Consider the following 24,750-nt stretch of genomic DNA (forward strand, 5'->3'; position numbering starts at 1 on the left):
AACACCACAAGGAAACGACATGTCCGACTCACTGCTAGTGCCCTGCCCCCACTGCGACGGCCTCAACCGCCTGCCTTCATCCCGCCTGGGCGATGCGCCGAAATGCGGCCGCTGCAAACAGGATGTGCTGTTGAGCCAGCCGTTCGAGCTCAACGAACGCAACTATGCCAGCCAGATCAAAGGCGACCTGTCGCTGCTGATCGACGTCTGGGCCGACTGGTGCGGCCCGTGCAAGTCCTTCGCCCCCACTTTCGAACAGGCCGCCCGCCAGCTCACCGGCCGCTGCCGCCTGGCCAAGCTCGACAGTGAAGCCAACCGCAACCTTGCGGGCCAGTTGGGTATCCGTTCGATTCCCAGCCTGATCCTGTTCAAGAACGGCCGCGAAGTCAGCCGCCAGGCCGGCGCGTTTCCACTGCAGTCGTTGCTGGAGTGGCTACGCAGCCAAGGGGTTTAAGCCTCAAGCGTTCGCCAGTAGGGATTCATAGGGAATACGGAGGCCATCGTGAAGCCGTTTGATCATGGACAGACTTAGCCTGCGCTTCCCGTTCAAGACTTCAGATACGCGACCGCTTGGGCCGATGTAAGGCTCCAGGTCCCGCGCTGTCAACCCCTGCTGGTCCATGCAGAATTTGATAGCCTCGATTGGGTCTGCGGGCTGAATGGGGTAGTGCTTGTTTTCGTACACCTCAATCAATGTCACAAGAACTTCCATTTCATCAGCATCGGGCGTACCGGCTTGTGCTTGATAAATGGATTCCAGTCGCAGAAATGCGGCTTTAAGGTCGTCGTCATTGCGGATTGGCTTAATATTCACTGATCGTCTCCACGTCAATTTCGTCATATCGCTTGTGCGTTCCGACGAATTTCACCCAGGCAATACCAGCTCGATACTGCATTTCAACCACTAGCCGGTATTTATTACCTCCGATGTTGAAGACCACGCGGTTGTTGCCACATATGCTAGCGCTGCCAATCTGGCTTTTCACCTCTTGCGGTGTTCGCCATGTGGCTTTTTGTGCCATATCGTGCCAACTCTCCAACGGTGCCTTGGCATCTTCATGCCCTGGTAACTCCCAGAATTTCACCAATGTACTTTTGGCAATGACGCGCATCCAAGCAGATCTCCCATTTTGGGAGGTGCTAGCGCTTATCTACTCCTCGCGCAAGGATGAGCATTTCACGCGGTGCGCTCAAGCAAGTCATGCAGCTCGACAAACTGCTGGGTCAGCTTGTGCCGTGGCTCCAGGTGGATCAGCGGTAAACTGGCGTGGTGCGACTCGCGCATCTTCACCGAACTGCTCAGGTATACCGGCAATACCGGCAGGCCTTCGGCCAGCAGTTCGTCGAGCATCTGCTGGGGCAGGCTGGCGCGGGACTGGAACTGATTGACGACAATGCCTTCGACCACCAGCTCTTCGTTGTGGTCATCCTTCAACTCTTCTATCTCAGCCAGCAGCCCATACAGCGCCTGGCGCGAAAAACTGTCGCAGTCGAACGGGATCAGCACACGGTCTGCCGCAATCAGCGCCGATACCGCATAGAAGTTGAGTGCAGGCGGGGTATCGATGTAGATCCGCTCGTAATCCTCGTCGAGCTCGTCGAGCAACTTACGCAGCTTGTTGATCTTGTGCTTGGCCTCAAGCTTGGGCTGCAAATCGGCCAGCTCTGACGTGGCGGTGATCACATGCAGGTTGTCGAACGGGGTTTCGTAGATATCGACCTTGTTCTTCTTGCTGAACGGCCCGCTGGAGAGGCTTTGCTTGAAGAAGTCGGCGATGCCCATCGGAATGTCTTCGCCGGTAAGGCCGGTCAGGTACTGAGTCGAGTTGGCCTGGGCATCCAGGTCGATCAGCAGGGTCCGATAACCTTCACTGGCGCTGACCGCCGCCAGATTGCAAGCGATGCTCGACTTGCCCACACCACCTTTCTGATTGAACACCACGCGCCGCATGAGAGACCTCCGTGTATCAACGAATGCCCGAGTATGTGGCGGCGCAGCGGCATTGGCCAGCGCCAATTGCCCGACGCCGATGGCAAGGGTTCAATTGCCCCCTGCGGTTACGCCCGTCAGCAATGCGGCAAAGGCCTTGGCCATTGCCGATCCGCCATGTTGGCGCTGGACCAGCCATACAGCAGAGGTGGCGTCTTCATCCAGAAGCGTTCGGTACACGACGCCCTCGATGCGCATGCGCTGAAAGGAAGCAGGCAAAATCGACACCCCAAGGCCCGCCGACACCAGCCCAATGATGGTCATGGCCTCCCCTGCTTCCTGGGCAAAATGCGGATTGAACCCCGCCTGCCGCGCCAGGCTCAGCAACTGGGCGTGCAATCCACTGCCGTAACTGCGCGGGAAGAACACGAACGGTTCATGGGCCAGCGCCGCCATGTGCACACCGTGCTCGGTCCCTTCGGCCAGCGCATGTGAGGCATTGATCACCGCCACCAGCGGTTCGCGAAACAGCTCCGTGGCCACCAGCCCTTCCGGCAAGGGCATGGGCCGCATCAGGCCGACCTCGATGGACTCGTCGAACACCCCTTCGGCGACATCGCGGCTGCTCATTTCCTTGAGGTTCAGGTGCACCGCCGGGAAGCGCTGGCGGAAGGCATGAATCGCCTTGGGGATCTTCGAGGTAAAAGGGGCCGACGAGGTAAAGCCGATCTTCATTTCGCCCAGCTCACCCAGTTGCGCACGGCGCGCAACATCGGCCGCCTTCTCTACCTGCGCAAGTACCTGACGGGCTTCCTCGAGGAACAGCCGACCGGCCTCACTCAGCTCGACCCGACGATTGGTACGTTCGAACAGGCGCGCGCCCAACTCCTGTTCCAAAGCCTGAATCTGCTGACTCAGGGGGGGCTGAGAAATGCCTAACTGCTGGGCCGCCCGCCCGAAGTGCAGCTCTTCGGCAACGGCAATGAAATAACGCAGGTGGCGCAGTTCCATGGGGCCTCCAGAACAAGTCGCAAAACGTCTTAAATAGGTCGAACAATATATTGGATCTAATCATTAGGCAGCTATATGCTTTTTCCATTGCGCCAGAGGTACCCGCCCGTGAAAACTGCTGTAGCCCCCCTTCCTGCCGACCCCGAGCCTGCCCCGCTGAACGAAATCTGGATCGAGAAAGGCACCCCTGTCTTCATGAAGACCGTATTGGCCCTGTTCAGCGGCGGCTTCGCGACCTTCGCCCTGCTGTATTGCGTGCAGCCGATGATGCCGCTGCTGTCGCAGGAGTTTTCGATCAATGCCGCGCAGAGCAGCCTGGTACTGTCGGTGTCGACCGGCATGCTGGCGTTCGGCCTGCTGATCACCGGGCCGATTTCCGACCGCATCGGGCGCAAGCCGGTGATGGTATTCGCGCTGCTCTGCGCCGCGTTATCGACCATGGTCAGCGCAGTGATGCCGACCTGGGAAGGCGTACTCGCCACGCGGGCGCTGGTCGGCCTGTCGCTGAGCGGCCTGGCAGCTGTGGCGATGACCTACCTGAGTGAAGAAATCCACCCGCAGCACATCGGCCTGGCCATGGGCTTGTATATCGGTGGCAATGCCATCGGCGGCATGAGCGGTCGGCTGATCACAGGCGTGCTGATCGACTTCGTCAGCTGGCACACGGCAATGCTGACCATCGGTGGTTTGGCCCTGATCGCAGCGCTGGTGTTCTGGAAGGTGCTGCCCGAATCGCGCAATTTCAGGGCGCAGACGCTCAAACCGCGCAGCCTGCTGGATGGCTTCGTCATGCACTTCAAGGACGCGGGTCTGCCCTGGCTGTTCCTCGAAGCCTTCCTGTTGATGGGCGCATTCGTCACCCTGTTCAACTACATAGGCTATCGGCTGCTCGCCGAGCCGTATCACATGAACCAGGCGCTGGTCGGTTTGCTCTCGGTGGTCTATCTGTCGGGTATCTACAGCTCGGCACAAGTGGGTGCGCTGGCAGATAAACTGGGGCGCCGCCGGGTGTTCTGGGCGAGCATTCTGGTCATGGCGGGCGGGCTGTTGATGACATTGGCCAACCCACTGGTGATGATTATCGTCGGCATGCTGATCTTTACCTTCGGCTTCTTCGGAGCGCATTCGGTGGCCAGCAGCTGGATCGGCCGCCGAGCGCTGAAGGCCAAGGGCCAGGCGTCTTCGCTGTACCTGTTCTGCTATTACGCGGGGTCGAGTGTGGCGGGGACGGCAGGCGGGGTGTTCTGGCACCAATGGGGCTGGAGTGGCATCGGGCTGTTCATCGGCAGCCTCCTGGCGGTGGCGTTGCTGGTGGCGTTGCACCTTAGCAAGCTGGCGCCCAAGGCTGCCTGAAACAGGGCTGCTCTGTGCAGCCCAATCGCCGGCAAGCCGGCCCCCACAGGTAAACCACTGTATTCAAGGGCAGTGGGATACCTGTGGGGGCCGGCTTGCCGGCGATTGGGGCTTCAGATCAGTTCACGATCTCGACAATATCCACATCCACTTCACGGCTCATCAGGTGCTTTTCCACCTCGCCGGTCAGCTTGACCTTGGTCTTGTCGTTGAACGGCGTCGGCGGCAGGTCTTCATCGTCGATTTCAACGGTGATGGTGCCGGTGTTGTCCTTGAATTCGTACTTGTCGTCGTTGTTGATCTTCTTGGTGACATAACCCTGCAGCACCACGGGGGTGTCATCGGCTGCGTCATTGGCAGCAGCGACGGTAGTCACCGACTGGGCGCCCGGGCCGGTATAGCCGGCGGCCAAGGCAGCGGTACTGAACAAGGGGGCGAGAATCAGAGCGAAGTAACGAGCTTTCATGAGGATCGGGTCCTGTTTCGGTTTCGATGGGACCAGATTAGCGACAATCGCTGAATTAAAACTTAATGCAACAAAAAACGGCCCGCCGGCAAGCCGGCTCCTACAAGGACCGCGCAGTTGTTGAGCTGTGCGCCGTACCTGTGGGAGCCGGCTTGCCGGCGATGGGCCGCAAAGCGGCCCCAAATCGCTTGACTGACTGCCATTCAGATCACTGGTGATACTGCGCCGACAGCTCATGCACGGCGTTGATGAACACACCTGCATGCTCCGGGTCGACCTCCGGCGTAATGCCGTGACCCAGGTTGAACACATGGCCGGTACCCTTGCCATAGCTCGCCAGGATCCGTGCCACTTCGTTGCGAATGGCCTCAGGCTTGGCGTACAGCACGGTCGGGTCCATGTTGCCTTGCAGGGCAACCTTGTCGCCAACGCGGCGGCGGGCGTCGCCGATCTCGCAGGTCCAGTCCAGGCCCAGGGCATCAGCGCCGGCTTCGGCGATGCTCTCCAGCCACAGGCCGCCGTTCTTGGTGAACAGGATTACTGGCACCTTGCGCCCATCGTGCTCACGGATCAGGCCGCTGACGATCTTGCGCATGTAGGCCAGGGAGAACTCCTGATACGCCGCCGCCGACAGGTTGCCGCCCCAGGTGTCGAAGATCTGCACGGCTTGGGCGCCGGCCAGGATCTGCCCGTTGAGGTAGCTGGTGACCGACTGTGCCAGCTTGTCCAGCAGCAGGTGCAGGGCTTGCGGGTTGTCGTAGGCCATCGCCTTGGTCTTGCGGAAGTCTTTGGACGAACCACCTTCGACCATGTAGGTGGCCAAGGTCCACGGGCTGCCGGAGAAACCGATCAGCGGCACACGGCCGTTGAGCTCGCGCCGAATGGTACTGACGGCATTCATCACGTAGCCGAGGTCTTTCTGCGGATCAGGGATTGGCAGGGCTTCGATGTCGGCCGGGGTGCTGATGACCTTCTTGAAGCGCGGACCTTCGCCGGTCTCGAAGTACAGGCCCAGGCCCATGGCATCGGGAATGGTGAGGATGTCCGAGAACAGGATCGCTGCGTCAAGCGGGTAGCGCTCCAGCGGCTGCAGGGTGACCTCGCAGGCGAACTGCGGGTTCATGCACAGGCTCATGAAGTCACCGGCCTTGGCGCGGCTGGCGCGGTATTCCGGCAGGTAACGGCCGGCCTGGCGCATCATCCATACAGGGGTGACGTCTACGGGTTGCTTGAGCAGTGCACGCAGGAAACGATCGTTCTTCAGGGCAGTCATGTCGGCATCCGGCAAAAAAGTGCGGGCATTTTCTCAGACGCCAGCGCAAAAGGCACGGTTGAGACCATGCGTTTTGTCTATTGGGTGCCGTGGATCAAGCAATTTTGTATACAAAAAGCGATGAGGCCGCTGTGCGGCCCCATCGGTCACATCAGACTTCGAGGTAATCCAGGATACCTTCGGCAGCGGTACGACCTTCGAAGATGGCGGTCACCACCAGGTCCGAACCGCGCACCATATCGCCACCGGCAAAGATTTTCGGGTTGCTGGTCTGGTGCTTGAACTTGCCTTTCTCCGGGGCCACCACGCGGCCTTGGCTGTCCATCTGGATGCCATGCTGCTCGAACCAAGGTGCCGGGCTTGGGCGGAAGCCGAAAGCGATCACCACGGCGTCCGCCGGGAGGATTTCTTCGGAACCCGGGATTGGCTCAGGGCTGCGACGACCACGGGCATCAGGCTCGCCAAGACGGGTCTCGACCACCTTCACGCCTTCGACCTTGTCTTCACCGACAATGGCGATCGGCTGACGGTTGTAGAGGAATTTCACGCCTTCTTCCTTTGCGTTCTTCACCTCTTTGCGCGAGCCCGGCATGTTGGCTTCGTCACGACGGTAGGCACAGGTCACCGCCTTGGCGCCCTGGCGGATCGAGGTGCGGTTGCAGTCCATTGCGGTGTCGCCACCGCCCAGCACCACGACCTTCTTGCCCTGCATGTCGACGAAGTCTTGCGGCGACTTCTCGAAGCCCAGGTTGCGGTTGACGTTGGCGATCAGGAAGTCCAGCGCGTCATGCACGCCCGGCAGGTCCTCGCCCGGGAAGCCGCCTTTCATGTAGGTGTAGGTACCCATGCCCATGAACACGGCGTCGTACTCGGCGAGCAGCTGTTCCATGGTGATGTCGGTGCCCACTTCGGTGTTCAGGCGGAACTCGATACCCATGCCGGTAAAGACTTCGCGACGATTGCTCAGCACGGTCTTTTCCAGCTTGAACTCAGGGATGCCGAAGGTCAGCAAGCCGCCGATTTCCGGGTTCTTGTCGAACACCACCGGGGTAACCCCGGCGCGCACCAGCACGTCGGCACAGCCCAGGCCTGCCGGGCCAGCACCGATGATGGCAACGCGCTTGCCGGTCGGTTTGACCTTGGACATGTCCGGGCGCCAACCCATGGCGAAGGCGGTGTCGGTGATGTACTTCTCGACCGAACCGATGGTCACCGCGCCGAAGCCATCGTTCAGGGTGCAGGCACCCTCGCACAGGCGGTCCTGCGGGCACACACGGCCGCAGACTTCCGGCAGGGTGTTGGTCTGGTGCGAGAGTTCCGCCGCAGCCAGGATGTTGCCTTCGGAGACCAGCTTCAACCAGTTCGGGATGAAGTTGTGCACCGGGCACTTCCACTCGCAATAAGGGTTACCGCAGCCCAGGCAGCGGTGTGCCTGCTCTACGGACTGCTGGGGCTTGAAAGGCTCGTAGATTTCCACGAACTCCTTCTTGCGTTGGCGCAGCAGCTTTTTCTTCGGGTCCTTGCGGCCCACTTCGATGAACTGGAAGTCGTTACTCAGACGTTCAGCCATTTTTCAAAACCTCTTAACAGCAGCTGCAAGCTACAAGCTGCAAGCCGCAAGACGATCACTTAAGCCGGGCAAACCTCGAGCTGCTATTACTCGCAGCTTGAGGCTTGCCACTTGCAGCTGTTTTTACTGCGGGTTGGCACGGGTGCTGGACAGCAGTTGCTTGAGGTTGGCCGCCTTCGGCTTGACCAGCCAGAAGCGCCGCACATAGTCGTCCAGGTTTTCCGAGAGCTCACGCCCCCACTCGCTGCCGGTTTCTTCCACGTATTCGCCAAGGACCCGCGCCAGGTGGCTACGGTAGGCTTCCATCGCTTCACCACTGATACGCTGGATTTCCACCAGCTCGTGGTTGAGCTTGTCGACGAAGCTGTTGTCCATGTCGAGCACGTAGGCGAAGCCGCCAGTCATGCCAGAGCCGAAGTTGTAACCGGTCTTGCCCAGAACGCAGACAAAGCCACCGGTCATGTATTCACAGCAGTGATCGCCAGTACCCTCGACAACAGCATGGGCGCCGGAGTTACGCACAGCGAAGCGCTCGCCCGCGGTGCCGGCGGCGAACAGCTTGCCGCCCGTGGCGCCGTACAGGCAGGTGTTGCCGACGATGGCGCTGTGCTGAGTTTCGAACGGGCTGCCGGCTGGCGGCACGATGGTGACCTTGCCACCGGTCATGCCTTTGCCGACGTAGTCGTTGGCGTCTCCTTCCAGGTACAGGTTCAGACCACCGGCGTTCCACACGCCGAAGCTCTGGCCCGCAGTACCCGTGAAGCGGAAGGTGATCGGCGCTGCGGCCATGCCCTGGTTGCCGTGCAGCTTGGCGATTTCGCCGGAGATGCGCGCACCAATGGAGCGGTCACAGTTGCAGATGTCGAGCGCGAACTCGCCACCGGCCTGATCGCGAATGGCCGGCAGGGCCATTTCGACCATCTTCTCGGCCAGCTCGCCCTTGTCGAAGGGCGGGTTCTTGTCGACTTCGCAGAACTGCGGCTTGTCAGCCGGGATGTGCGAGCTGCCCAGCAGCGGCGACAGGTCCAGGTAGTGCTGGCGCTCGGTATCGCCTGGCAGCACGTCGAGCAGGTCGGTGCGGCCGATCAGCTCGCCCAGGCTACGCACACCCAGCTTGGCCAGCCACTCGCGCGTCTCCTCGGCGACGAAGGTGAAGAAGTTGATCACCATGTCGACGGTGCCGATGTAGTGGTCCTTGCGCAGCTTGTCGTTCTGCGTGGCCACGCCAGTGGCGCAGTTGTTCAGGTGGCAGATGCGCAGGTACTTGCAGCCCAGGGCGATCATCGGTGCGGTACCGAAGCCAAAGCTTTCGGCGCCGAGGATGGCGGCCTTGATCACATCCAGGCCGGTTTTCAGGCCGCCGTCGGTCTGTACCCGTACCTTGCCGCGCAGGTCGTTGCCGCGCAGGGTCTGGTGGGTTTCGGCCAGGCCAAGCTCCCACGGGGCGCCGGCGTACTTGATCGAGGTCAGCGGCGAAGCACCGGTACCACCGTCATAACCGGAGATGGTGATCAGGTCGGCGTAGGCCTTGGCCACACCAGCAGCGATGGTGCCAACGCCAGCCTCTGCCACCAGCTTGACCGACACCAGGGCTTGGGGGTTGACCTGCTTGAGGTCATAGATCAGCTGGGCCAGGTCTTCGATCGAGTAGATATCGTGATGCGGTGGCGGCGAGATCAGGGTCACGCCCGGTACCGCATAGCGCAGCTTGGCGATCAGGCCGTTGACCTTGCCGCCGGGCAACTGGCCGCCCTCGCCCGGTTTGGCGCCCTGGGCAACCTTGATCTGCAGCACTTCGGCATTGACCAGGTATTCCGGGGTCACACCGAAGCGGCCGGTGGCCACCTGCTTGATCTTGGAGCTGCGGATGGTGCCATAGCGCGAGGGGTCTTCACCGCCCTCACCGGAGTTGGAGCGCGCGCCCAGGCGGTTCATCGCCTCGGCCAGCGCTTCGTGAGCCTCTGGCGACAGCGCACCCAGCGAGATACCGGCGGAGTCGAAGCGTTTGAGGATCGCCTCCAGCGGCTCGATCTGATCCAGCGGCAGGGCCTCGTCGGCCACCTTCACTTTCAGCAGGTCGCGGATCATCGACACCGGGCGCTGGTCGACCAGCGTGGTGTACTCCTTGAACTTGGCGTAGTCGCCCTGCTGCACGGCGGCCTGTAGGGTATTGACCACATCCGGGTTGTAGGCGTGGTACTCGCCACCGTGGACGAACTTGAGCAGGCCACCCTGCTGGATCGGCTTGCGCGCACTCCAGGCTTCAGCGGCGAGCAGCTTCTGGTCGCCCTCGAGGTCGACGAAACGCGCACCCTTGATGCGGCTGGACACGCCTTTGAAGCTCAGGCCGACCACTTCTTCGGCCAGGCCTACGGCCTCGAACAGCTGAGCGCCACGGTAGGAGGCGATGGTGGAGATGCCCATCTTCGACAGGATCTTCAGCAGGCCCTTGGAGATGCCTTTGCGGTAGTACTTGAAGACCTCGTCCAGGTCGCCCAGCACTTCGCCGGTGCGGATCAGGTCGGCCAGCACTTCATACGCCAGGTACGGGTACACCGCAGAGGCGCCGAAGCCCAGCAGCACGGCGAAGTGGTGCGGGTCACGGGCAGTGGCGGTTTCGACCAGGATGTTGCTGTCGCAACGCAGGCCTTTTTCCGTCAGGCGGTGGTGGACCGCGCCAACGGCGAACGAAGCGTGCACCGGCAGCTTGCCCGGGGCGATGTAGCGGTCGCTGAGCACCAGTTGGGTCTTGCCAGCGCGCACCGCTTCTTCAGCCTGATCGGCGATGTTGCGGATGGCCGCTTCCAGGCCGATGCCTTCTTCGTAGTTGAGGTCGATCAGCTGACGGTCGAAGCCTTCGCGCTCCAGGTTCATCAACGAACGCCACTTGGCGGGCGAGATGACCGGGGAGCTGAGGATTACCCGCGAGGCATGCTCAGGAGATTCCTGGAAGATGTTGCGCTCGGCACCCAGGCAGATCTCCAGCGACATGACGATCGCTTCGCGCAGCGGGTCGATCGGCGGGTTGGTAACTTGGGCGAACTGCTGGCGGAAGAAGTCGTAAGGCGAACGCACGCGCTGCGACAGCACGGCCATTGGCGTGTCGTCACCCATCGAACCGACCGCTTCCTGGCCTTGCTCGCCGAGTGGGCGCAGTACCTGGTCACGCTCTTCGAAAGTGACCTGGAACATCTTCATGTACTGCTTGAGCTGGTCAGCGTCGTAGCTGGCCGCGCCCTGGTCGTCGGAGAGCGTCGCCTGGATGCGCAAGGCGTGCTGACGCAGCCAGCGCTTGTACGGGTGGCGCGACTTCAGGCGGTTGTCAATGGCATCGGTGTCGAGGATGTGGCCGGTCTCGGTATCCACCGCGAAGATCTGGCCTGGGCCGACACGGCCCTTGGCGATGACATCTTCAGGCTTGTAGTCCCACACGCCGATTTCCGACGCCAGGGTGATATAGCCATTCTTGGTGGTCACCCAGCGCGCCGGGCGCAGGCCGTTGCGGTCAAGCAGGCAGACCGCATGACGGCCTTCGGTCATGACGATGCCGGCCGGGCCGTCCCACGGTTCCATGTGCATGGAGTTGTATTCGTAGAAGGCGCGCAGGTCGGCGTCCATGGTCTCGACGTTCTGCCAGGCTGGCGGTACCAGCATGCGCACGCCGCGGAACAGGTCGATACCGCCGGTGACCATCAGCTCCAGCATGTTGTCCATGCTCGAGGAGTCGGAGCCTACGCGGTTGACCAGCGGGCCGAGCTCTTCGAGGTCGGGGATCTGGTCGTTGGCGAACTTGGTGCGACGGGCCATCGCCCAGTTGCGGTTACCGGTGATGGTGTTGATCTCGCCATTGTGGGCGAGGAAGCGGAACGGCTGCGCCAGCGGCCATTTCGGCAGGGTGTTGGTGGAGAAGCGCTGGTGGAACACGCAGATCGCGGTTTGCAGGCGCTCGTCGTCCAGGTCGGGATAGAAGGCCGCGAGATCGCGCGGCATCATCAGGCCTTTGTAGATGATGGTCTTGTGCGAGAAGCTGCAGATGTAGTGGTCGGCGTCGTGGGCGTTGGCCACGGACGAACGGCGACGGGCACTGAACAGCTTGATGGCGAATTCCTGATCGCTCAGGCCTTCACCGCCGATGAACACCTGTTCGATCTGCGGCAGCCGCTCCAGCGCCAGGCGGCCGAGCACGCTGGTGTCGATCGGGACTTTGCGCCAGCCAACCAGGGTCAGGCCGGCAGCGATGATTTCGCGATCCATGTTGGCGCGAGCGGCTTCGGCTTTTACCGGGTCCTGATTGAAGAACACCATGCCAACGGCGTACTGCTTGGGCAGCTCGACGGCAAAGTGCTCCTGGGCCACGGCACGCAGGAATTGATCGGGTTTCTGCATGAGCAGACCGCAACCGTCACCGGTCTTGCCGTCGGCGTTGATGCCGCCACGGTGGGTCATGCAAGTCAGGGCCTGCATGGCCGTTTGCAGAAGGTGGTGGCTCGGTTCGCCCGTCATATGGGCGATCAGGCCAAAACCACAGTTGTCCTTGAATTCTTCGGGATGGTACAGACCTGTTTTCATAGACACTTTCTCACCAGGTTCACCTCTCAACCGGAGGCAAATCTCTTTTTTAACAACCACTTACCATCCACGCCGATCAAATGCCAGCTTTTTTGCGGTGGCCATGGAAAACCATTGTTGCACAGCGACAGCGATGCCCACAAATTTTCATGTCTCACCATTGAAAATTTATGTCGCAATTTTGAATGTTTTTGCGCCATGCGCCGTGATAGCGGCTTGGCTCGAGTCTGAAGCGTTTCAGCCATGACTGCAAGATTGGCTTGTGGCCGGCAGCCTGGGACAGAAAAGCCTGCCGCGCTCGGGCGCAGCAGGCTAGACGAAAGTCAGTTATCGCTCAGCAACTGGGCGGCGGGGTGGTGCCGCCCGGAAGGTATCAGCGGGCCGTGGCCAGCTCTTGTTGGACGCTGGCGACAGTACGTGGCCAAGGTTTACCAGCCTGAACCTTCGCTGGCAAGTTCTTGATTGCCGCAACCGCTGCATCGCGGTTGGCGAAGCTACCATAGGTGACCACGTAGAGCGGCTTGCCCTGCAGGCTTTTCTTGAAGTAGCGATAGTCGCCACCCTGCGCCTTGACGAAGGCCTGCGCCGACGCTTCGGAGCTGGTACCAAGGATCTGCACTACATAATTGCCAGGCTTCTGACCGGAGTACCAGCCGCTGTTACCGCTGCCGCCTGTTGCAGGTTTGGCAGCGGGCTTGGCAGTGGCAACCTGGGTCGGTGCAGGAGCGGGCTTGGCGGGTGCAACCGGCTTGGCCGGCTGGGTTGCTACCGGCTTCTGCACAGGCGCAACCGGCTGGGCCGGCGGCGTACTGGTGGTAGCCTGAGCCATGGTCGGTGCGGGGCCTGCAGCTTCACCCTGCGGTGGTGCGATGGTCGTTACCGTTGGCGGATTGCCTGGCTGCAGCGCAGTGCTGTCCGCCGGGCCACCTTCTTCACCATCCCCCATGCCGGCGGCCTGCGCCAGCGGCTCGCGCATCACCGGCTGCGACTGGCCAACCAGGGGCAGTGGCATCGGCTGCGACGAGCCTGAGAATTCGATGGCCGGGTCAGCGGGCTTTGCTTCCCCCAGCGGCAATTGGGCTTGGGCTGCGGGCGCATCCGTAGCCGCCTTGTCGCTTTTCTTGGGCATGAGAACCGCGGCAGCAACGGCCACTACAACGACAGCGGACAGCGCGAGCACGTGTTTCTTAGGCATTTTGAACCCCATGGTTGGTCGCTTCGCCGTACTACGGCTGGCGATCATGGCTTCGATCAAGGTATCGCGGGCGACCTGGTTGATGTTGCCAGGCCAACCGTCGGAGTGTTCATGAATATCGACGATCTGCTCATGGGTGAACACCTCGATGCCCCGGCCTGCACCTTCCAGGCGCTGCTCCAGGTACTCGCGGGTCTCTTCCTCGCTGTAGGGGGCGAGTTCGATGACGTGGAAACGCTCTTCCTCGACATGGATCTCATCCAACCCGGCGATCAGCGACGCTTCGCCGAACAGGAACACGTGCGGGCGCCCCTCCGGGACACCTGCCGCCAGCTCCAGCAACGCTTGGAGTGCCGACTCGTCGAGTTGTTCCGCATCGTCCACCAGTAAATAGACTTCCTGCCCGGTGAGGGCAAGCTGTACCACCTTGGAGAGGATCGCCTGAACTTCCGCCGGAGCCACGTCCAGCGCCTGGGCCACCTGGCCCAGCACGCTGGCAGCATCGCTGGCGCCGCGCGCCGATACCACGACGCTCTGCACCGACTGCTTGTTGGTGCTGGCCACCAAGGCCTGGCGCAACAACGTCTTGCCGCTGCCGACCGGGCCTGTAACCACCAGCATCAGCTGGCTGTAACGGGCCAGGTGGTGCAGTTGGCCGAGCACAGGCTTGCGCTGGGCAGGGAAAAACTTGAAGCCGGGCACACGCGGCGCGAACGGATCGTGGCTCAACTGGTAATGGTCGAGAAACGCCTCATCGGCATGCAAACTGGTCATTGCGCTGTCACAACCTCAAAGCTGGGCCACGATCGCGCGGTAATCCGCCGACAGCGTGGCCTGAAGAATCTCTTTCGGATAGTCGTCGGTAACCACGGCTTCGCCCATCTGGCGCAGGAGCACCAGACGCAAACGCCCATCGATCACCTTTTTGTCGACCGCCATATGCTCCATGAAATGCGCCGGGGTCATTTCCTGTGGTGGCACCACCGGCAAACCTGCATCCTGCAGCAGACGGATTGCGCGATCGCGCTCGGACTGATCGATCCAGCCCAGACGCATCGACATCTCCAGGGCCATCACCGTACCCGCTGCCACGGCCTCGCCGTGCAACCAGACACCGTAGCCCATGTGCGTTTCGATGGCATGCCCGAAGGTATGCCCCAGGTTGAGCGTTGCGCGCACACCAGACTCACGTTCGTCAGCCCCGACCACCGCAGCCTTGGCTGCACACGAGCGCTGGATTGCTTCGGTCAGCGCCGCTGGCTCGAGGGCGCGCAAAGCCTTGATATTGTCCTCGAGCCAACCAAGGAAGGGCTTGTCGCAGATCAGCCCGTACTTGATCACTTCGGCCAGGCCCGCCGACAGCTCGCGCTCGGGCAGGGTGTTGAGGGTGGTGGTGTCGATCAGCACGGCGTTGGGCTGGTAGAACGCACCCACCATGTTCTTGCCCAGCGGATGGTTGATGCCGGTCTTGCCGCCGACAGAGGAGTCGACCTGGGACAGCAGGGTGGTCGGTACCTGGATGAAATCGACGCCGCGCTGATAGCACGCCGCAGCGAAGCCGGCCATGTCGCCGATAACGCCACCACCGAGGGCCACCACCGTGGTGCGGCGGTCGTGCCGGGCCGTGAGGAGGCCGTCGAAAATCAACTGCAGGGTTTCCCAGTTTTTGTGGGCTTCGCCATCCGGGAGGATCACTGGCAGCACCGAATAGGCACCCAGCGTCTTGCTGAGACGTTCGAGATACAGGGGCGCGACGGTCTCGTTGGAAACGATGGCAACCTGCCGGCCGGCAATGTGCGGCGCCAGCAGTTCTGGCTGCTCAAGCAGGCCTTCGCCAATGTAGATCGGGTAGCTGCGCTCGCCCAGGTCGACCTTTAGTGTCTGCATGTATCCCCACAATGTACTTGGGCGCGGCGTCGGCTGAGCGACCCACGCGGTAACGTTGAACCTCGCCTCGGCGCTGGCCGAGAATAGTCCCGGCCTACCGGGGCGGCAACTGCTGCAAGCGCTCGAGAATATCCAGTACGACCATGCGCGGGGGCCGTTCGTCGGTTTCAACCACGATGTCGGCGATCTCACGGTAGAGCGGGTCGCGTGCTTCAAGAAGGCTACGCAAAGTCGCCTCCGGATTGGCAGTACGCAGCAAAGGGCGATTGCGATCGCGCGCAGTACGCCCGACCTGCTGTTCCACCGAGGCATGCAGGTAGATCACCCGGCCACCATGGTGCAGGGCCTGGCGGTTGGCCTCGCGCATCACCGCGCCGCCGCCGGTCGCCACGACCACGCCATCGAGCGCGCAGAGCTCGGCGATCATCGCCTGCTCACGATCACGGAAGCCCGGCTCGCCTTCTTTGTCGAAGATCCACGGGATGTTGGCGCCTGTTTTCAGTTCGATTTCCTTGTCGGAATCTTTGAACAGCAGGCGCAGCTCTTTGGCCAACAGGCGCCCGATGGTGCTTTTTCCAGCGCCCATGGGCCCTACAAGTATCAAATTTCGCACAGAATCAACGACTCACAGCAATCGCCTGGTCATTCATGATACGCGGAGTCAGGAAGACCAGCAGCTCGGATTTTTTCTCTTGTAATGCATCGCGTCGAAACAGCCGCCCAACATACGGCAGATCACCGAAAAATGGCACCTTGTCGACCACATTGTTTTGCGTGGTCGAATACACACCGCCAATGACGATGGTTTCCCCGTCAGCTACCCGTACCTTGGCATTGACCTCGTTCTTGCGGATCGGCGGCACATCGTTCAAGGCATTGACGAAATCAGGCTCGTCCTTGGTCACCTTGACCGTCATGATCACCTTGCCGTCCGGCGTAATCTGCGGAGTGACCTCCAACGACAGCGAAGCCTCGCGGAATGCAACCGAGGTAGCGCCACTCTTCGTGGTCTCCTGGTAAGGGACTTCGGTGCCTTTGAGGATGCGGGCGGTTTCCTTATTGGCGGTGACCACCTTGGGCTGGGAGATGATTTCACCATTGCCGGTCTTCTCCATGGCGCTGAGTTCAAGGTCCAGCAGCACGCTCCCACGCAACACCCCCAGGCCAATGCTGGAACCGGCCCGTTCCACCCCAAGATCGACAAACACGTCCTTGCCCAAAACAGCAGCTTCGCTGTAGAGCCGCGGGCCCCAGCGCACCCCAAGGCTTTTCTCGTAATCGACATTGGCCTCGACGATGCGCGCCTCGATCTCTACCTGCCGTACCGGCACATCCAGTTGCGCCACCAACTGGCGCAGCTCGGCAAGCCGCTCCTCAGGCTGGTGCGCCACCAGCGTATTGGTGCGCACATCCACATTCAAACTACCGCGCCCCGTCAGAATGCCGTCATCGGCCAGCGTGGCCAGCAGCAATTCGGCAAGCTCTGAGGCCTCGGCGTGGTGTATCGGCAGCAACTCGCGGCGCAACGGCTGCGATTGGGCGTCCAGCTCCAAGCCTATACGCGCGCCCAGGGCTTGTTCGGCCAGCTCAGCCGCTGGCGCCACCAACAGCACCTTGCCCTCTTCGCGCCGGGCCAGGCCCTTGCTGCGCAACACCAGCTCCAAAGCCTGATCCCAGGGAACATCCTGCAGACGCAAGGTAATACTGCCCTGCACAGTGTCGCTGGCGACCAGGTTGATGCCGGCATAGTCGGCCAGCACCTGCAACACCAGGCGCACTTCCACGTCCTGGAAGTTCAGCGAAATCGGCTCACCCCGATAAGGCGTTGCCGCCAGCAACGGCATCGGCAGCAAAGCCACCACCACCCACTTCATCAACCTGTTCATGATCTTCCCTGATCTCCCCGTCCACGCCCTGCCTGAGCCTCAGAAATGCCGTGCGCTCGCGCCAAGTGCCGCCCACGAACAACCGCTCGCGCACCGTTACCTGGTGCTCATCCACGCGTTCCACCAGCCCCCCATCGCGCCCCAGACGGTCACCGGAACGCACGCGATAGAGCCGCCCGGCAGATGACAGCAAAGCCTCATGCTCCATGCCCCGGGACAAGCTTCCGACCATTTCCAGCTGAGCCAGCGGGACAGAGGCGAGCCCTCGCCTGACAACGCGACCCGACCACGTCGAAAACGGATCGAGAACCGCTGGCAAGACCTCACCCCGGGCGGGTATCCAAGCCAATGATTCCGGCTCTGCCACCGGCCCATCGGCGTGGAAGGCGTCAACCCGCAGCCTCAATCGCAGCAAGCCGGGCCTGCCTTGAGCATCGGCCAGATGCATGTCGCCGACACGCAGCAGGCGAACCTGCCCAAGCCACTCATCGAGCCAAAGTCGCAACGCCGCGTAACGCCCAACTACCTGCACATCCAGCGGCGTTCGTGCGAAACCTGCCTTCTTCTGCTCATCCAGTACCTCAAGTTGCTCGAAATGCAGCCCATGCACATGCCCCGACGCGGCCAACTGATCGAGCAGATCGCTGATTTCGCCCCCGGCCGCCAGGCGCCATCGCATATCGTGCAGGTGCCGCTGGGCTTCACTCAGCGCTTGCGGTGCATGCACATGCGCCAACACCTGGGTGGCCTTGGCATGATGCTTGTCGTTGAGGGCCCTTTGGTTTACCTGCGCTGCCTGCTGCAGTTGCCGCCATTCCGGCCAACGAATCAGGCAGCCGACCGCAAGCACCAGGCACGCCGCGGCTATCGGCAGGGCACATCGGAACAAGCGCGAGCGAGCTACCAGGGCCTGCCAGTCCAGACGCACGCGCAGCTTCACGACCAAGAGTCCGACATCCGCGCCAGCAGCAAAAACTCTTCACCAGCAGGCAAGCTCTTGATCCGCTTCAATTCCAGGTCGAGCAATATCCCGGAGCGCCCGAGATCACGCATCAATTGCGCTATCACAGCGCTGGAAGCGGCCAGCCCAACCAAGTGCAACCGCTCACCCTCGACCTTCAGTTCGACAACCTGAACGCCCTCGGGCAATGCCCGCTCCAGATCGCTGAACAGCGCCGTGAGAAGCCCTCGGTCCGCAAACAAAGCGTCCAGCGAGGCGGTTTGGGCCCTTGCTGCGTCGAGGGCCTGCTGAATGACGTCAAGCTGCTCCAGCTGCCTATTGAGCCCCGCGATCGCGGCCTGGCACCCCAGGTTGGCAGCGGCCTGATGCTGCGCCCGCTGGCGCGCCAGCTGGTCCATCAACAACACAACACAGAGTGCCAGCACCACGCTGCCAATCAGCATGAGCTGAAAACGGCGAAGCGCCGCCAAGCGTTGCTGTTCGCGCCAGGGCAAAAGATTGATACGCAGCATCAGCGCAAAGCTCCCAGCGCCAGGGCAGACGCCAATGCCATGTTGTCGTCGTGACATGCAAGGCCAGCCACCTGGGGCAACGCCCGATAAGGCACTTCCAACCGGTCAATCAAGTCACCGAGCCGACCTTGCTCAAGCTGCAGGCTCCCAGCCAGAAGCAGGTCTTGCACCTGCAGGTCATCGACAAACAGTTCGGCCAGCCGGCCCAGGGGCACTTCGCGCCGCTGCGGCAATACACCCTGTGACCAGCAATGCAGCGTAGCGCTGCCGGGCTCAAGGCGCAGCAGCGCGCAGCCGTCTGCACCCGGTTGCGGCATCATTCGCCGCAAGGCGATGCTGTCGACCTCGACGACTTCCAGCAGCAACCCAGCGTCATCGAAAATCGCTTCCAACGACTGCAGCAGGGTCTGCCGGCAGGCCACCACCAGAACATCACGCGCGCCAGCCTGCCCACATGAAGCCCCCAACACCTGGAAGTCCATCACCAGCTCTTCCAGCGGGAAAGGAAACAACCTGTCCGCATCAGCCAGAAGTTGCGCCTCCATTTCGGCTACTGGCTGGTCTGCCGGTAGCTGGCACAACTTGCAGATTACCTGCGAGGCAGGCAGGGCCACTGCGACCCGGCGCTGGCGACTGCCACTGCGCCGACAAGCGCTACGCAGCGCCGCCACGACGCGATCAGGCACTTGCCACCAATCAGCAGCACCTGCGGGCTCGAATCGCTCAACCTCCCAGGCAAGACGCTCACAGCGCCCTTTTCTGCGTTGCAGTTGTACAAGCCGAACCGAATCGACGGCAATTTCAACCCCCAACAGTGAACCGGCATCCTTGCCAATGCGTCCAAGCATCGCTGCTCCTTTGTGACAGCCCTGAAACCCGCGCCAGCACCAAGGCTTGATGGCCGGAAGGTGCAGCGGGCCGCCCGGCCGGTCACCCGGCGAGGCGAAAAATGCTTATAATGCCCAGCGTTTTTTCGTCCGCCGGCTCCGTGCGCAATTCACCCCTCAACCTGGACACCCAAAAGCCTTGATACGTCTGCTGAAGTTCTTCTGGTGGTCTTTCGTCGCAGTCATCTGCGCGCTCGTACTCGGTGTGAGCGGTGCGTTTCTGTATCTTAGTCCCAACCTGCCGTCGGTCGATTCGCTCAGAAGCATCCAGTTGCAGATCCCCCTGAGGGTGTACAGCAGCGATGGCAAGCTGATCGCCGAGTTTGGCGAAATGCGCCGCTCGCCCATCCGTTTCGCGGACATTCCCCCGCAATTCATTCAGGCGCTTCTGTCAGCCGAGGACGACAATTTCCTCAATCACTACGGCGTTGACCCGGCCAGCCTGATGCGCGCCGCGACCCAACTGGTGAAAACCGGTCATATACAGACCGGCGGCAGCACAATCACCATGCAGGTGGCGAAGAACTTCTTCCTCACCAGCGAGCGCAGCTTCTCGCGCAAGACCAACGAGATTCTCCTGGCCCTGCAGATCGAGCGCGAACTGACCAAGGACGAGATCCTCGAGCTGTACGTGAACAAGATCTACCTGGGCAACCGCGCCTACGGCATCGACGCTGCCGCACAGGTTTACTATGGCAAGTCGATCCGTGACGTGAGCCTGGCGCAGATGGCGATGATCGCCGGCCTGCCCAAGGCACCGTCGCGCTTCAACCCTCTGGCCAACCCGGTGCGTGCAAAAGAGCGTCGCGACTGGATCCTGGGCCGCATGTACAAGCTCGGCAAGATTGACGAGGCGAGCTACCAGGCCGCCCTGGCCGAACCGCTCAACGCCAGCTACCACGTATCGGCGCCGGAGGTTAACGCGCCTTACATCGCCGAGATGGCCCGTGCCGAAATGGTTGGCCGCTATGGCAGCGATGCGTATACCGAGGGTTTCCGCGTCACCACCACAGTGCCGAGCGACATGCAGGAAATCGCCAACAAGGCCGTTCACGGTGGCCTGTCCGATTATGATGAGCGCCACGGCTACCGCGGCCCTGAATCGCGCTTCCCGGGCAAAGGCCAGGCTGCCTGGCTGCAGGAATTGAACAAGCAGCGCACCTTGGGCGGGCTGGAGCCGGCCATCGTTACCCAGGTTGAGAAAAGCGGGCTGAAAGTACTGACCCGCGGCGGCAAGGAAGAAGATGTCGCATGGGACACCATGAAGTGGGCGCGCCCGTTCATCAATAGCAATGCGCAGGGCCGGGCGCCACAATCGCCGGCAGACGTGGCCCAGGTTGGCGACCTGGTGCGCGTGCAGCGGCTGGACGACGGCAAACTCAAGTTCAGCCAGGTACCGGCAGCGCAGAGCGCGCTGATCACGCTGGACCCTTACAACGGCGCCATCCGTGCGCTGGTTGGCGGTTTCTCGTTCGAGCAGAGCAACTACAACCGCGCCATGCAGGCCAAGCGCCAGCCCGGCTCAAGCTTCAAACCGTTCATCTATAGCGCGGCGCTGGACAGCGGCTACACCGCCGCCAGCCTGGTCAACGACGCTCCGATCGTGTTCGTCGACGAATACCTGGACAAGGAATGGCGACCCAAGAATGACACCAACACCTTCCTCGGCCCGATTCGCATGCGCGAAGCGCTGTACAAGTCGCGCAACCTGGTATCGATCCGCTTGCTGCAGGCCATGGGCGTAGGCCGCACCATCGACTACATCACCAAGTTCGGCTTCAACAAGCAGGATCTGCCGCCCAACCTGTCGCTGGCATTGGGCACCGCGACCCTGACGCCCATGGAAATCGCCACTGGCTGGAGCACCTTCGCCAACGGCGGTTACAAGATCAACCCGTACCTGATCGAGCGCATCGAGAGCCGCAACGGCGAGACGCTGTTCACCGCCAACCCTGCGCGCGTGCCGCAGGGCGCCGAGGACGACGCAGGCCTGGCGGCACCAGAGCAGCCGATCAGCACGGCGTCGCTGCCAGGAGAGGCACCGTCGGTTCCTGGCCAGCCTGCACCCGCCACACAGGCACCGGTAACCGCCGAGCAGATCATCGATGGCCGTACCACCTATATCCTCACCAGCATGCTGCAGGACGTGATCAAACGCGGGACCGGGCGCCGCGCCCTGGCCCTGGGTCGTACGGACCTGGCGGGCAAGACCGGCACCACCAACGAGTCCAAGGATGCCTGGTTCTCCGGCTACAACGCCGATTACGTCACTACCGTCTGGGTCGGTTTCGACCAGCCGGAAACCCTGGGTCGCCGCGAATACGGCGGGACGGCTGCCCTGCCGATCTGGATGAGCTTCATGGGCGCGGCCCTGAAGGACAAGCCCAACCACCCGCCTGCAGAACCGGAAGGCATCCTCAGCCTGCGTGTCGACCCGGTCAGCGGCCGTGCGGCCTCCCCGAGCACGCCTAACGCGTATTTCGAACTGTTCAAGGCTGAAGATTCGCCACCATCGGTGGATGAACTGGGCAACGGTGCAGCGCCGGGCAGCCCGCTGCCGGCCGATGAAGCGGCGCCCATGGATTTGTTCTGAGCCGACAGCTTGCAGCTTGAACCCAAAAAAAAACCGGCTCATATGAGCCGGTTCTTTTTTGCACCCTGCTTCAGCCGTTGAATACTTCGTCAACGCTGTTGAGCGGGTAGTGCTTCGGATATGGCAGGGTAGCCACGCCGGATTCGATGGCAGCCTTGGCTACGGCATCGGAAACGACGGTGATCAGGCGTGCGTCCAGCGGCTTCGGAATGATGTACTCACGGCCGAATTCCAGGCCTTCAACGCCATAGGCTTCGCAAACTTCCTTAGGCACCGGCAGCTTGGCCAGGTCCTTCAGGGCGATAGCGGCGGCGATCTTCATTTCTTCGTTGATACGCTTGGCGCGAACGTCCAGGGCACCACGGAAGATGAACGGGAAGCCCAGCACGTTGTTGACCTGGTTCGGGTAGTCGGAACGACCGGTAGCCATGATCACATCGTTGCGGGTGGCATGAGCCAGCTCTGGCGAGATCTCAGGGTCCGGGTTCGAGCAGGCGAACACGATCGGGTTGGCAGCCATCGATTTCAGGCCTTCCGCGCTCAGCAGGTTCGGGCCGGACAGGCCAACGAACACATCGGCACCGTCCAGGGCATCAGCCAGGGTGCGCTTGTCGGTAGCGTGAGCGAACTGGGCCTTGTACTGGTTCAGGTCGTCACGGCCAGCGTGGATCACGCCGCTACGGTCGATCATGAAGATGTTTTCGACCTTGGCGCCCATGCTGACCAGCAGCTTCATGCAAGAGATGGCGGCAGCGCCGGCACCCAGGCAGACGATCTTGGCGTCTTCGAGCTTCTTGCCCGCGATTTCCAGGGCGTTGATCATGCCGGCAGCGGTAACGATAGCGGTGCCGTGCTGGTCATCGTGGAACACCGGAATATCGCACTGCTCGATCAGGGTGCGCTCGATTTCGAAGCACTCGGGTGCCTTGATGTCTTCGAGGTTGATGCCACCGAAGGTGATCGAAATGCGGCGAACGGTGTCGATGAAAGCTTGCGGGCTTTCCGACTCGACTTCGATATCGAACACGTCGATACCGGCGAAACGCTTGAACAGAACGCCCTTGCCTTCCATGACCGGCTTGGAAGCCAGTGGGCCAAGGTCACCCAGACCGAGGATGGCGGTGCCATCGGAAATAACTGCAACAAGGTTGCCCTTGCCAGTGTATTTGTAGGCCAGCTCAGGATCACGGCCGATTTCACGCACCGGTTCTGCAACACCTGGGCTGTAGGCCAGGGCGAGATCGCGGGCGGTGGCGGTGGGCTTGGAGAGCTCGACGCTCAGTTTCCCCGGACGAGGTTGAGCGTGGTATTCGAGAGCGGCGGTTTTCAGGTCTGACATGGTGGGCATTCCGCTATTTACTGTTCTGACGGACCGCCGAGGATACGCAAAGAGCCGGGGAGCCACAAGACTGGTCGGTCACTTGTGTCAAGGCCTTTAGCCTACGACTTTACGCTATAACACACGGGGGCATTCGAACAACAGTGTGTACAATCCAATAGCGAAATGTCTACATCTTTTCAGCTTGAAATGCGTTCCAGCATGCTCGGATCGGTGATTGGCAACACCCAGCGTCGCTGCCCCGGCTTGAGCCCACCCTTGCGGGAACGATCCAGCACCCAACCCCGCGCCTCGACCTGGCGTCCTTTGAGGTTATCGAAGAAGCCGACGGGGAAGTTGCGTTGCAGACGAGCGGGAACCTGCAGCACCACGTCAGTTTCAAGTTCCAGCCAGACTCCACCGCGATTGCGTGCAATATTCCGGATGCTGCCGCCGATCACCGCGAAGCCCGACTGGCGAACCTGGCTGGCGCGAAGTACCGGTGAAGGGCGCCAAAGGCCAGCGCCTGCCTTGCGCGCCGATTGCTCGGCCACTCGCTGGCACGCCACCAAACGCACATTGGGCGCAACCGCGACGCGATAGCCAAGCCCTTCGCCAAGCAATCGGGCTTCAAGATTGTCGCCACTGCGGGCGTAAACGTGTGCCAGCGTGCGGCCGTACTTGTCCTTGGGCTCGACGCCGAGCACCAAGCCGACACGGCCGTCGCTGGCTTTGACCAAGGCTTGCAAACGCCGCTTGGCGGCCTCGGCAAAAGGTTCGCTGGTGCGCCCCTTGCGCCCTATCTCCGGGGCGTTGATGCCAATCATGCGCACGCTGCGACCATCGGTAAGGCGCAGGGTATCGCCATCGACCACCTGACGCACCGCCACGATCTGCGGCCTGTCCGGCAATGGGCAAAACGCCAGGGCCGGCACTTGCCAGAGCGCGCCCACAAAAAAGGCGCCCACAAGGGGCGCCTTTTTCAGCAACAACGCGAAGCCCGAAGGATTCGCCATGCGCATGATTACTTCTTGGTACCGAACATACCGAAGCGATCGGCGAAGCGCTGAACGCGACCACCGGTGTCCAGCACTTTCTGCTTACCGGTGTAGAACGGGTGGCACAGGTTGCAAACGTCGATCGCCAGGGTGCTGCCCAGGGTCGAACGGGTTTCGAATTTGTTGCCGCAGCTGCAGGTCACAGCAACTGCTTCGTAGTTCGGATGAATATCAGCTTTCATGGTCACTTCCTCGAGCTGCGTGCCGCCACCCAACACCAATTGTTGAATACCGCACGTAATTAGGCGGGGAATAATACCAGAGCGCCGCGTCGACGCAAG

At 61.6% G+C, this 24,750-nt stretch carries 21 protein-coding genes; 3 read left to right on the forward strand and 18 right to left on the reverse strand.

The window, feature by feature from the left end:
- Positions 1-19: 19 nt before the first annotated feature.
- On the forward strand, positions 20-454 hold the full coding sequence (gene trxC, locus ACMGGN_RS20450; protein ID WP_414156249.1) for a thioredoxin TrxC: 435 nt from the start codon (positions 20-22) through the stop codon (positions 452-454).
- Between the two features lie 3 nt (positions 455-457).
- Here trxC and ACMGGN_RS20455 read toward each other — a convergent pair whose 3' ends face one another.
- The 4 genes from ACMGGN_RS20455 to ACMGGN_RS20470 all read right to left on the reverse strand — a co-directional run bounded on the left by ACMGGN_RS20455 (position 458) and on the right by ACMGGN_RS20470 (position 2,941).
- Positions 458-814 carry a helix-turn-helix domain-containing protein gene (locus tag ACMGGN_RS20455; protein WP_046784974.1) on the reverse strand — a complete coding sequence of 119 codons (357 nt, stop codon included), beginning with the start codon at positions 812-814 and terminating at the stop codon, positions 458-460.
- On the reverse strand, positions 804-1,112 hold the full coding sequence (locus ACMGGN_RS20460) for a type II toxin-antitoxin system HigB family toxin (RefSeq protein WP_046784973.1): 309 nt from the start codon (positions 1,110-1,112) through the stop codon (positions 804-806). The genes ACMGGN_RS20455 and ACMGGN_RS20460 overlap by 11 nt, the downstream gene beginning before the upstream one ends.
- 65 nt (positions 1,113-1,177) lie before the next feature.
- Positions 1,178-1,951, reverse strand: a complete 774-nt coding sequence (locus tag ACMGGN_RS20465; RefSeq protein WP_115273382.1) for a ParA family protein — start codon at positions 1,949-1,951, stop codon at positions 1,178-1,180.
- A gap of 90 nt (positions 1,952-2,041) precedes the next feature.
- A complete protein-coding gene (locus tag ACMGGN_RS20470; protein WP_196997355.1) occupies positions 2,042-2,941 on the reverse strand; it encodes a LysR family transcriptional regulator in 900 nt (299 codons plus the stop codon).
- Between the two features lie 108 nt (positions 2,942-3,049).
- Between ACMGGN_RS20470 and ACMGGN_RS20475 the strand changes: the two genes are divergently transcribed.
- Entirely contained in the window at positions 3,050-4,294 is a 1,245-nt protein-coding gene (locus tag ACMGGN_RS20475) for an MFS transporter (RefSeq protein ID WP_414156250.1), read from the forward strand.
- A 118-nt stretch (positions 4,295-4,412) separates the two neighbouring features.
- Here the strand turns inward: ACMGGN_RS20475 and ACMGGN_RS20480 are convergent, their stop codons facing one another.
- From ACMGGN_RS20480 to pilM, 11 genes are all read right to left on the reverse strand, one after another.
- Positions 4,413-4,760 (reverse strand): YgiW/YdeI family stress tolerance OB fold protein, encoded by a 348-nt coding sequence (locus tag ACMGGN_RS20480; RefSeq protein ID WP_115273379.1) that lies wholly within the window; start codon positions 4,758-4,760, stop codon positions 4,413-4,415.
- Between the two features lie 208 nt (positions 4,761-4,968).
- Positions 4,969-6,033 carry a uroporphyrinogen decarboxylase gene (hemE, locus tag ACMGGN_RS20485; protein WP_119688135.1) on the reverse strand — a complete coding sequence of 355 codons (1,065 nt, stop codon included), beginning with the start codon at positions 6,031-6,033 and terminating at the stop codon, positions 4,969-4,971.
- A gap of 151 nt (positions 6,034-6,184) precedes the next feature.
- On the reverse strand, positions 6,185-7,603 hold the full coding sequence (locus ACMGGN_RS20490; protein WP_115273377.1) for an FAD-dependent oxidoreductase: 1,419 nt from the start codon (positions 7,601-7,603) through the stop codon (positions 6,185-6,187).
- Positions 7,604-7,726: 123 nt separating this feature from the next.
- Positions 7,727-12,172, reverse strand: coding sequence for a glutamate synthase large subunit (gene gltB / locus ACMGGN_RS20495; RefSeq protein ID WP_414156251.1), 4,446 nt, complete (start codon positions 12,170-12,172; stop codon positions 7,727-7,729).
- Positions 12,173-12,545: 373 nt separating this feature from the next.
- Entirely contained in the window at positions 12,546-14,141 is a 1,596-nt protein-coding gene (locus ACMGGN_RS20500) for an SPOR domain-containing protein (protein ID WP_046787054.1), read from the reverse strand.
- 15 nt (positions 14,142-14,156) lie between these two features.
- The gene (gene aroB / locus ACMGGN_RS20505; protein WP_046787053.1) at positions 14,157-15,254 is read right to left on the reverse strand and encodes a 3-dehydroquinate synthase; all 1,098 of its coding nucleotides are present in this window, start codon (positions 15,252-15,254) and stop codon (positions 14,157-14,159) included.
- A gap of 94 nt (positions 15,255-15,348) precedes the next feature.
- Complete coding sequence (gene aroK, locus ACMGGN_RS20510; RefSeq protein ID WP_039602073.1) at positions 15,349-15,867, reverse strand: shikimate kinase AroK; 519 nt, start codon at positions 15,865-15,867, stop codon at positions 15,349-15,351.
- 4 nt (positions 15,868-15,871) lie between these two features.
- A complete protein-coding gene (locus ACMGGN_RS20515) occupies positions 15,872-17,140 on the reverse strand; it encodes a type IV pilus secretin PilQ (RefSeq protein WP_161871623.1) in 1,269 nt (422 codons plus the stop codon).
- Positions 17,064-18,080: a pilus assembly protein PilP gene (locus ACMGGN_RS20520; protein ID WP_367903856.1), complete on the reverse strand. Its 1,017-nt coding sequence runs from the start codon at positions 18,078-18,080 to the stop codon at positions 17,064-17,066. Before ACMGGN_RS20520 ends, ACMGGN_RS20515 begins: the two co-directional genes overlap by 77 nt.
- The gene (locus ACMGGN_RS20525; RefSeq protein WP_414156252.1) at positions 18,077-18,613 is read right to left on the reverse strand and encodes a PilN domain-containing protein; all 537 of its coding nucleotides are present in this window, start codon (positions 18,611-18,613) and stop codon (positions 18,077-18,079) included. Before ACMGGN_RS20525 ends, ACMGGN_RS20520 begins: the two co-directional genes overlap by 4 nt.
- Positions 18,613-19,461 (reverse strand): type IV pilus biogenesis protein PilM, encoded by an 849-nt coding sequence (gene pilM, locus ACMGGN_RS20530; RefSeq protein ID WP_119688132.1) that lies wholly within the window; start codon positions 19,459-19,461, stop codon positions 18,613-18,615. The genes ACMGGN_RS20525 and pilM overlap by 1 nt, the downstream gene beginning before the upstream one ends.
- Positions 19,462-19,642: 181 nt before the next feature.
- On the opposite strand from pilM, the gene ACMGGN_RS20535 reads away from it, so the two are divergent.
- Positions 19,643-22,093: a penicillin-binding protein 1A gene (locus ACMGGN_RS20535; protein WP_410003547.1), complete on the forward strand. Its 2,451-nt coding sequence runs from the start codon at positions 19,643-19,645 to the stop codon at positions 22,091-22,093.
- 70 nt (positions 22,094-22,163) lie between these two features.
- Here ACMGGN_RS20535 and ACMGGN_RS20540 read toward each other — a convergent pair whose 3' ends face one another.
- The 3 genes from ACMGGN_RS20540 to rpmE all read right to left on the reverse strand — a co-directional run bounded on the left by ACMGGN_RS20540 (position 22,164) and on the right by rpmE (position 24,651).
- Positions 22,164-23,432, reverse strand: a complete 1,269-nt coding sequence (locus tag ACMGGN_RS20540; RefSeq protein WP_039603148.1) for a malic enzyme-like NAD(P)-binding protein — start codon at positions 23,430-23,432, stop codon at positions 22,164-22,166.
- A 179-nt stretch (positions 23,433-23,611) separates the two neighbouring features.
- Positions 23,612-24,433, reverse strand: a complete 822-nt coding sequence (locus ACMGGN_RS20545; RefSeq protein WP_046787048.1) for a thermonuclease family protein — start codon at positions 24,431-24,433, stop codon at positions 23,612-23,614.
- Between the two features lie 2 nt (positions 24,434-24,435).
- A complete protein-coding gene (gene rpmE, locus ACMGGN_RS20550) occupies positions 24,436-24,651 on the reverse strand; it encodes a 50S ribosomal protein L31 (RefSeq protein ID WP_012312321.1) in 216 nt (71 codons plus the stop codon).
- Between the last annotated feature and the right edge of the window lie 99 nt (positions 24,652-24,750).

Origin of the sequence: Pseudomonas sp. BNK-30, assembly GCF_047456185.1 — a bacterium.
In the GTDB taxonomy this organism is placed as follows: Bacteria; Pseudomonadota; Gammaproteobacteria; order Pseudomonadales; family Pseudomonadaceae; genus Aquipseudomonas; species Aquipseudomonas putida_E.

Coding starts and splice junctions, on each gene's coding strand:
- trxC (WP_414156249.1), top strand. CDS start 20: ATGTCCGACTCACTGCTAGTGCCCTGCCCCCACTGCGACGGCCTCAAC.
- ACMGGN_RS20460 (WP_046784973.1), bottom strand. CDS start 1,112: ATGCGCGTCATTGCCAAAAGTACATTGGTGAAATTCTGGGAGTTACCA.
- ACMGGN_RS20465 (WP_115273382.1), bottom strand. CDS start 1,951: ATGCGGCGCGTGGTGTTCAATCAGAAAGGTGGTGTGGGCAAGTCGAGC.
- ACMGGN_RS20470 (WP_196997355.1), bottom strand. CDS start 2,941: ATGGAACTGCGCCACCTGCGTTATTTCATTGCCGTTGCCGAAGAGCTG.
- ACMGGN_RS20480 (WP_115273379.1), bottom strand. CDS start 4,760: ATGAAAGCTCGTTACTTCGCTCTGATTCTCGCCCCCTTGTTCAGTACC.
- hemE (WP_119688135.1), bottom strand. CDS start 6,033: ATGACTGCCCTGAAGAACGATCGTTTCCTGCGTGCACTGCTCAAGCAA.
- ACMGGN_RS20490 (WP_115273377.1), bottom strand. CDS start 7,603: ATGGCTGAACGTCTGAGTAACGACTTCCAGTTCATCGAAGTGGGCCGC.
- gltB (WP_414156251.1), bottom strand. CDS start 12,172: ATGAAAACAGGTCTGTACCATCCCGAAGAATTCAAGGACAACTGTGGT.
- ACMGGN_RS20500 (WP_046787054.1), bottom strand. CDS start 14,141: ATGACCAGTTTGCATGCCGATGAGGCGTTTCTCGACCATTACCAGTTG.
- aroB (WP_046787053.1), bottom strand. CDS start 15,254: ATGCAGACACTAAAGGTCGACCTGGGCGAGCGCAGCTACCCGATCTAC.
- ACMGGN_RS20515 (WP_161871623.1), bottom strand. CDS start 17,140: ATGAACAGGTTGATGAAGTGGGTGGTGGTGGCTTTGCTGCCGATGCCG.
- ACMGGN_RS20525 (WP_414156252.1), bottom strand. CDS start 18,613: ATGCTGCGTATCAATCTTTTGCCCTGGCGCGAACAGCAACGCTTGGCG.
- pilM (WP_119688132.1), bottom strand. CDS start 19,461: ATGCTTGGACGCATTGGCAAGGATGCCGGTTCACTGTTGGGGGTTGAA.
- ACMGGN_RS20540 (WP_039603148.1), bottom strand. CDS start 23,432: ATGTCAGACCTGAAAACCGCCGCTCTCGAATACCACGCTCAACCTCGT.
- ACMGGN_RS20545 (WP_046787048.1), bottom strand. CDS start 24,433: ATGCGCATGGCGAATCCTTCGGGCTTCGCGTTGTTGCTGAAAAAGGCG.
- rpmE (WP_012312321.1), bottom strand. CDS start 24,651: ATGAAAGCTGATATTCATCCGAACTACGAAGCAGTTGCTGTGACCTGC.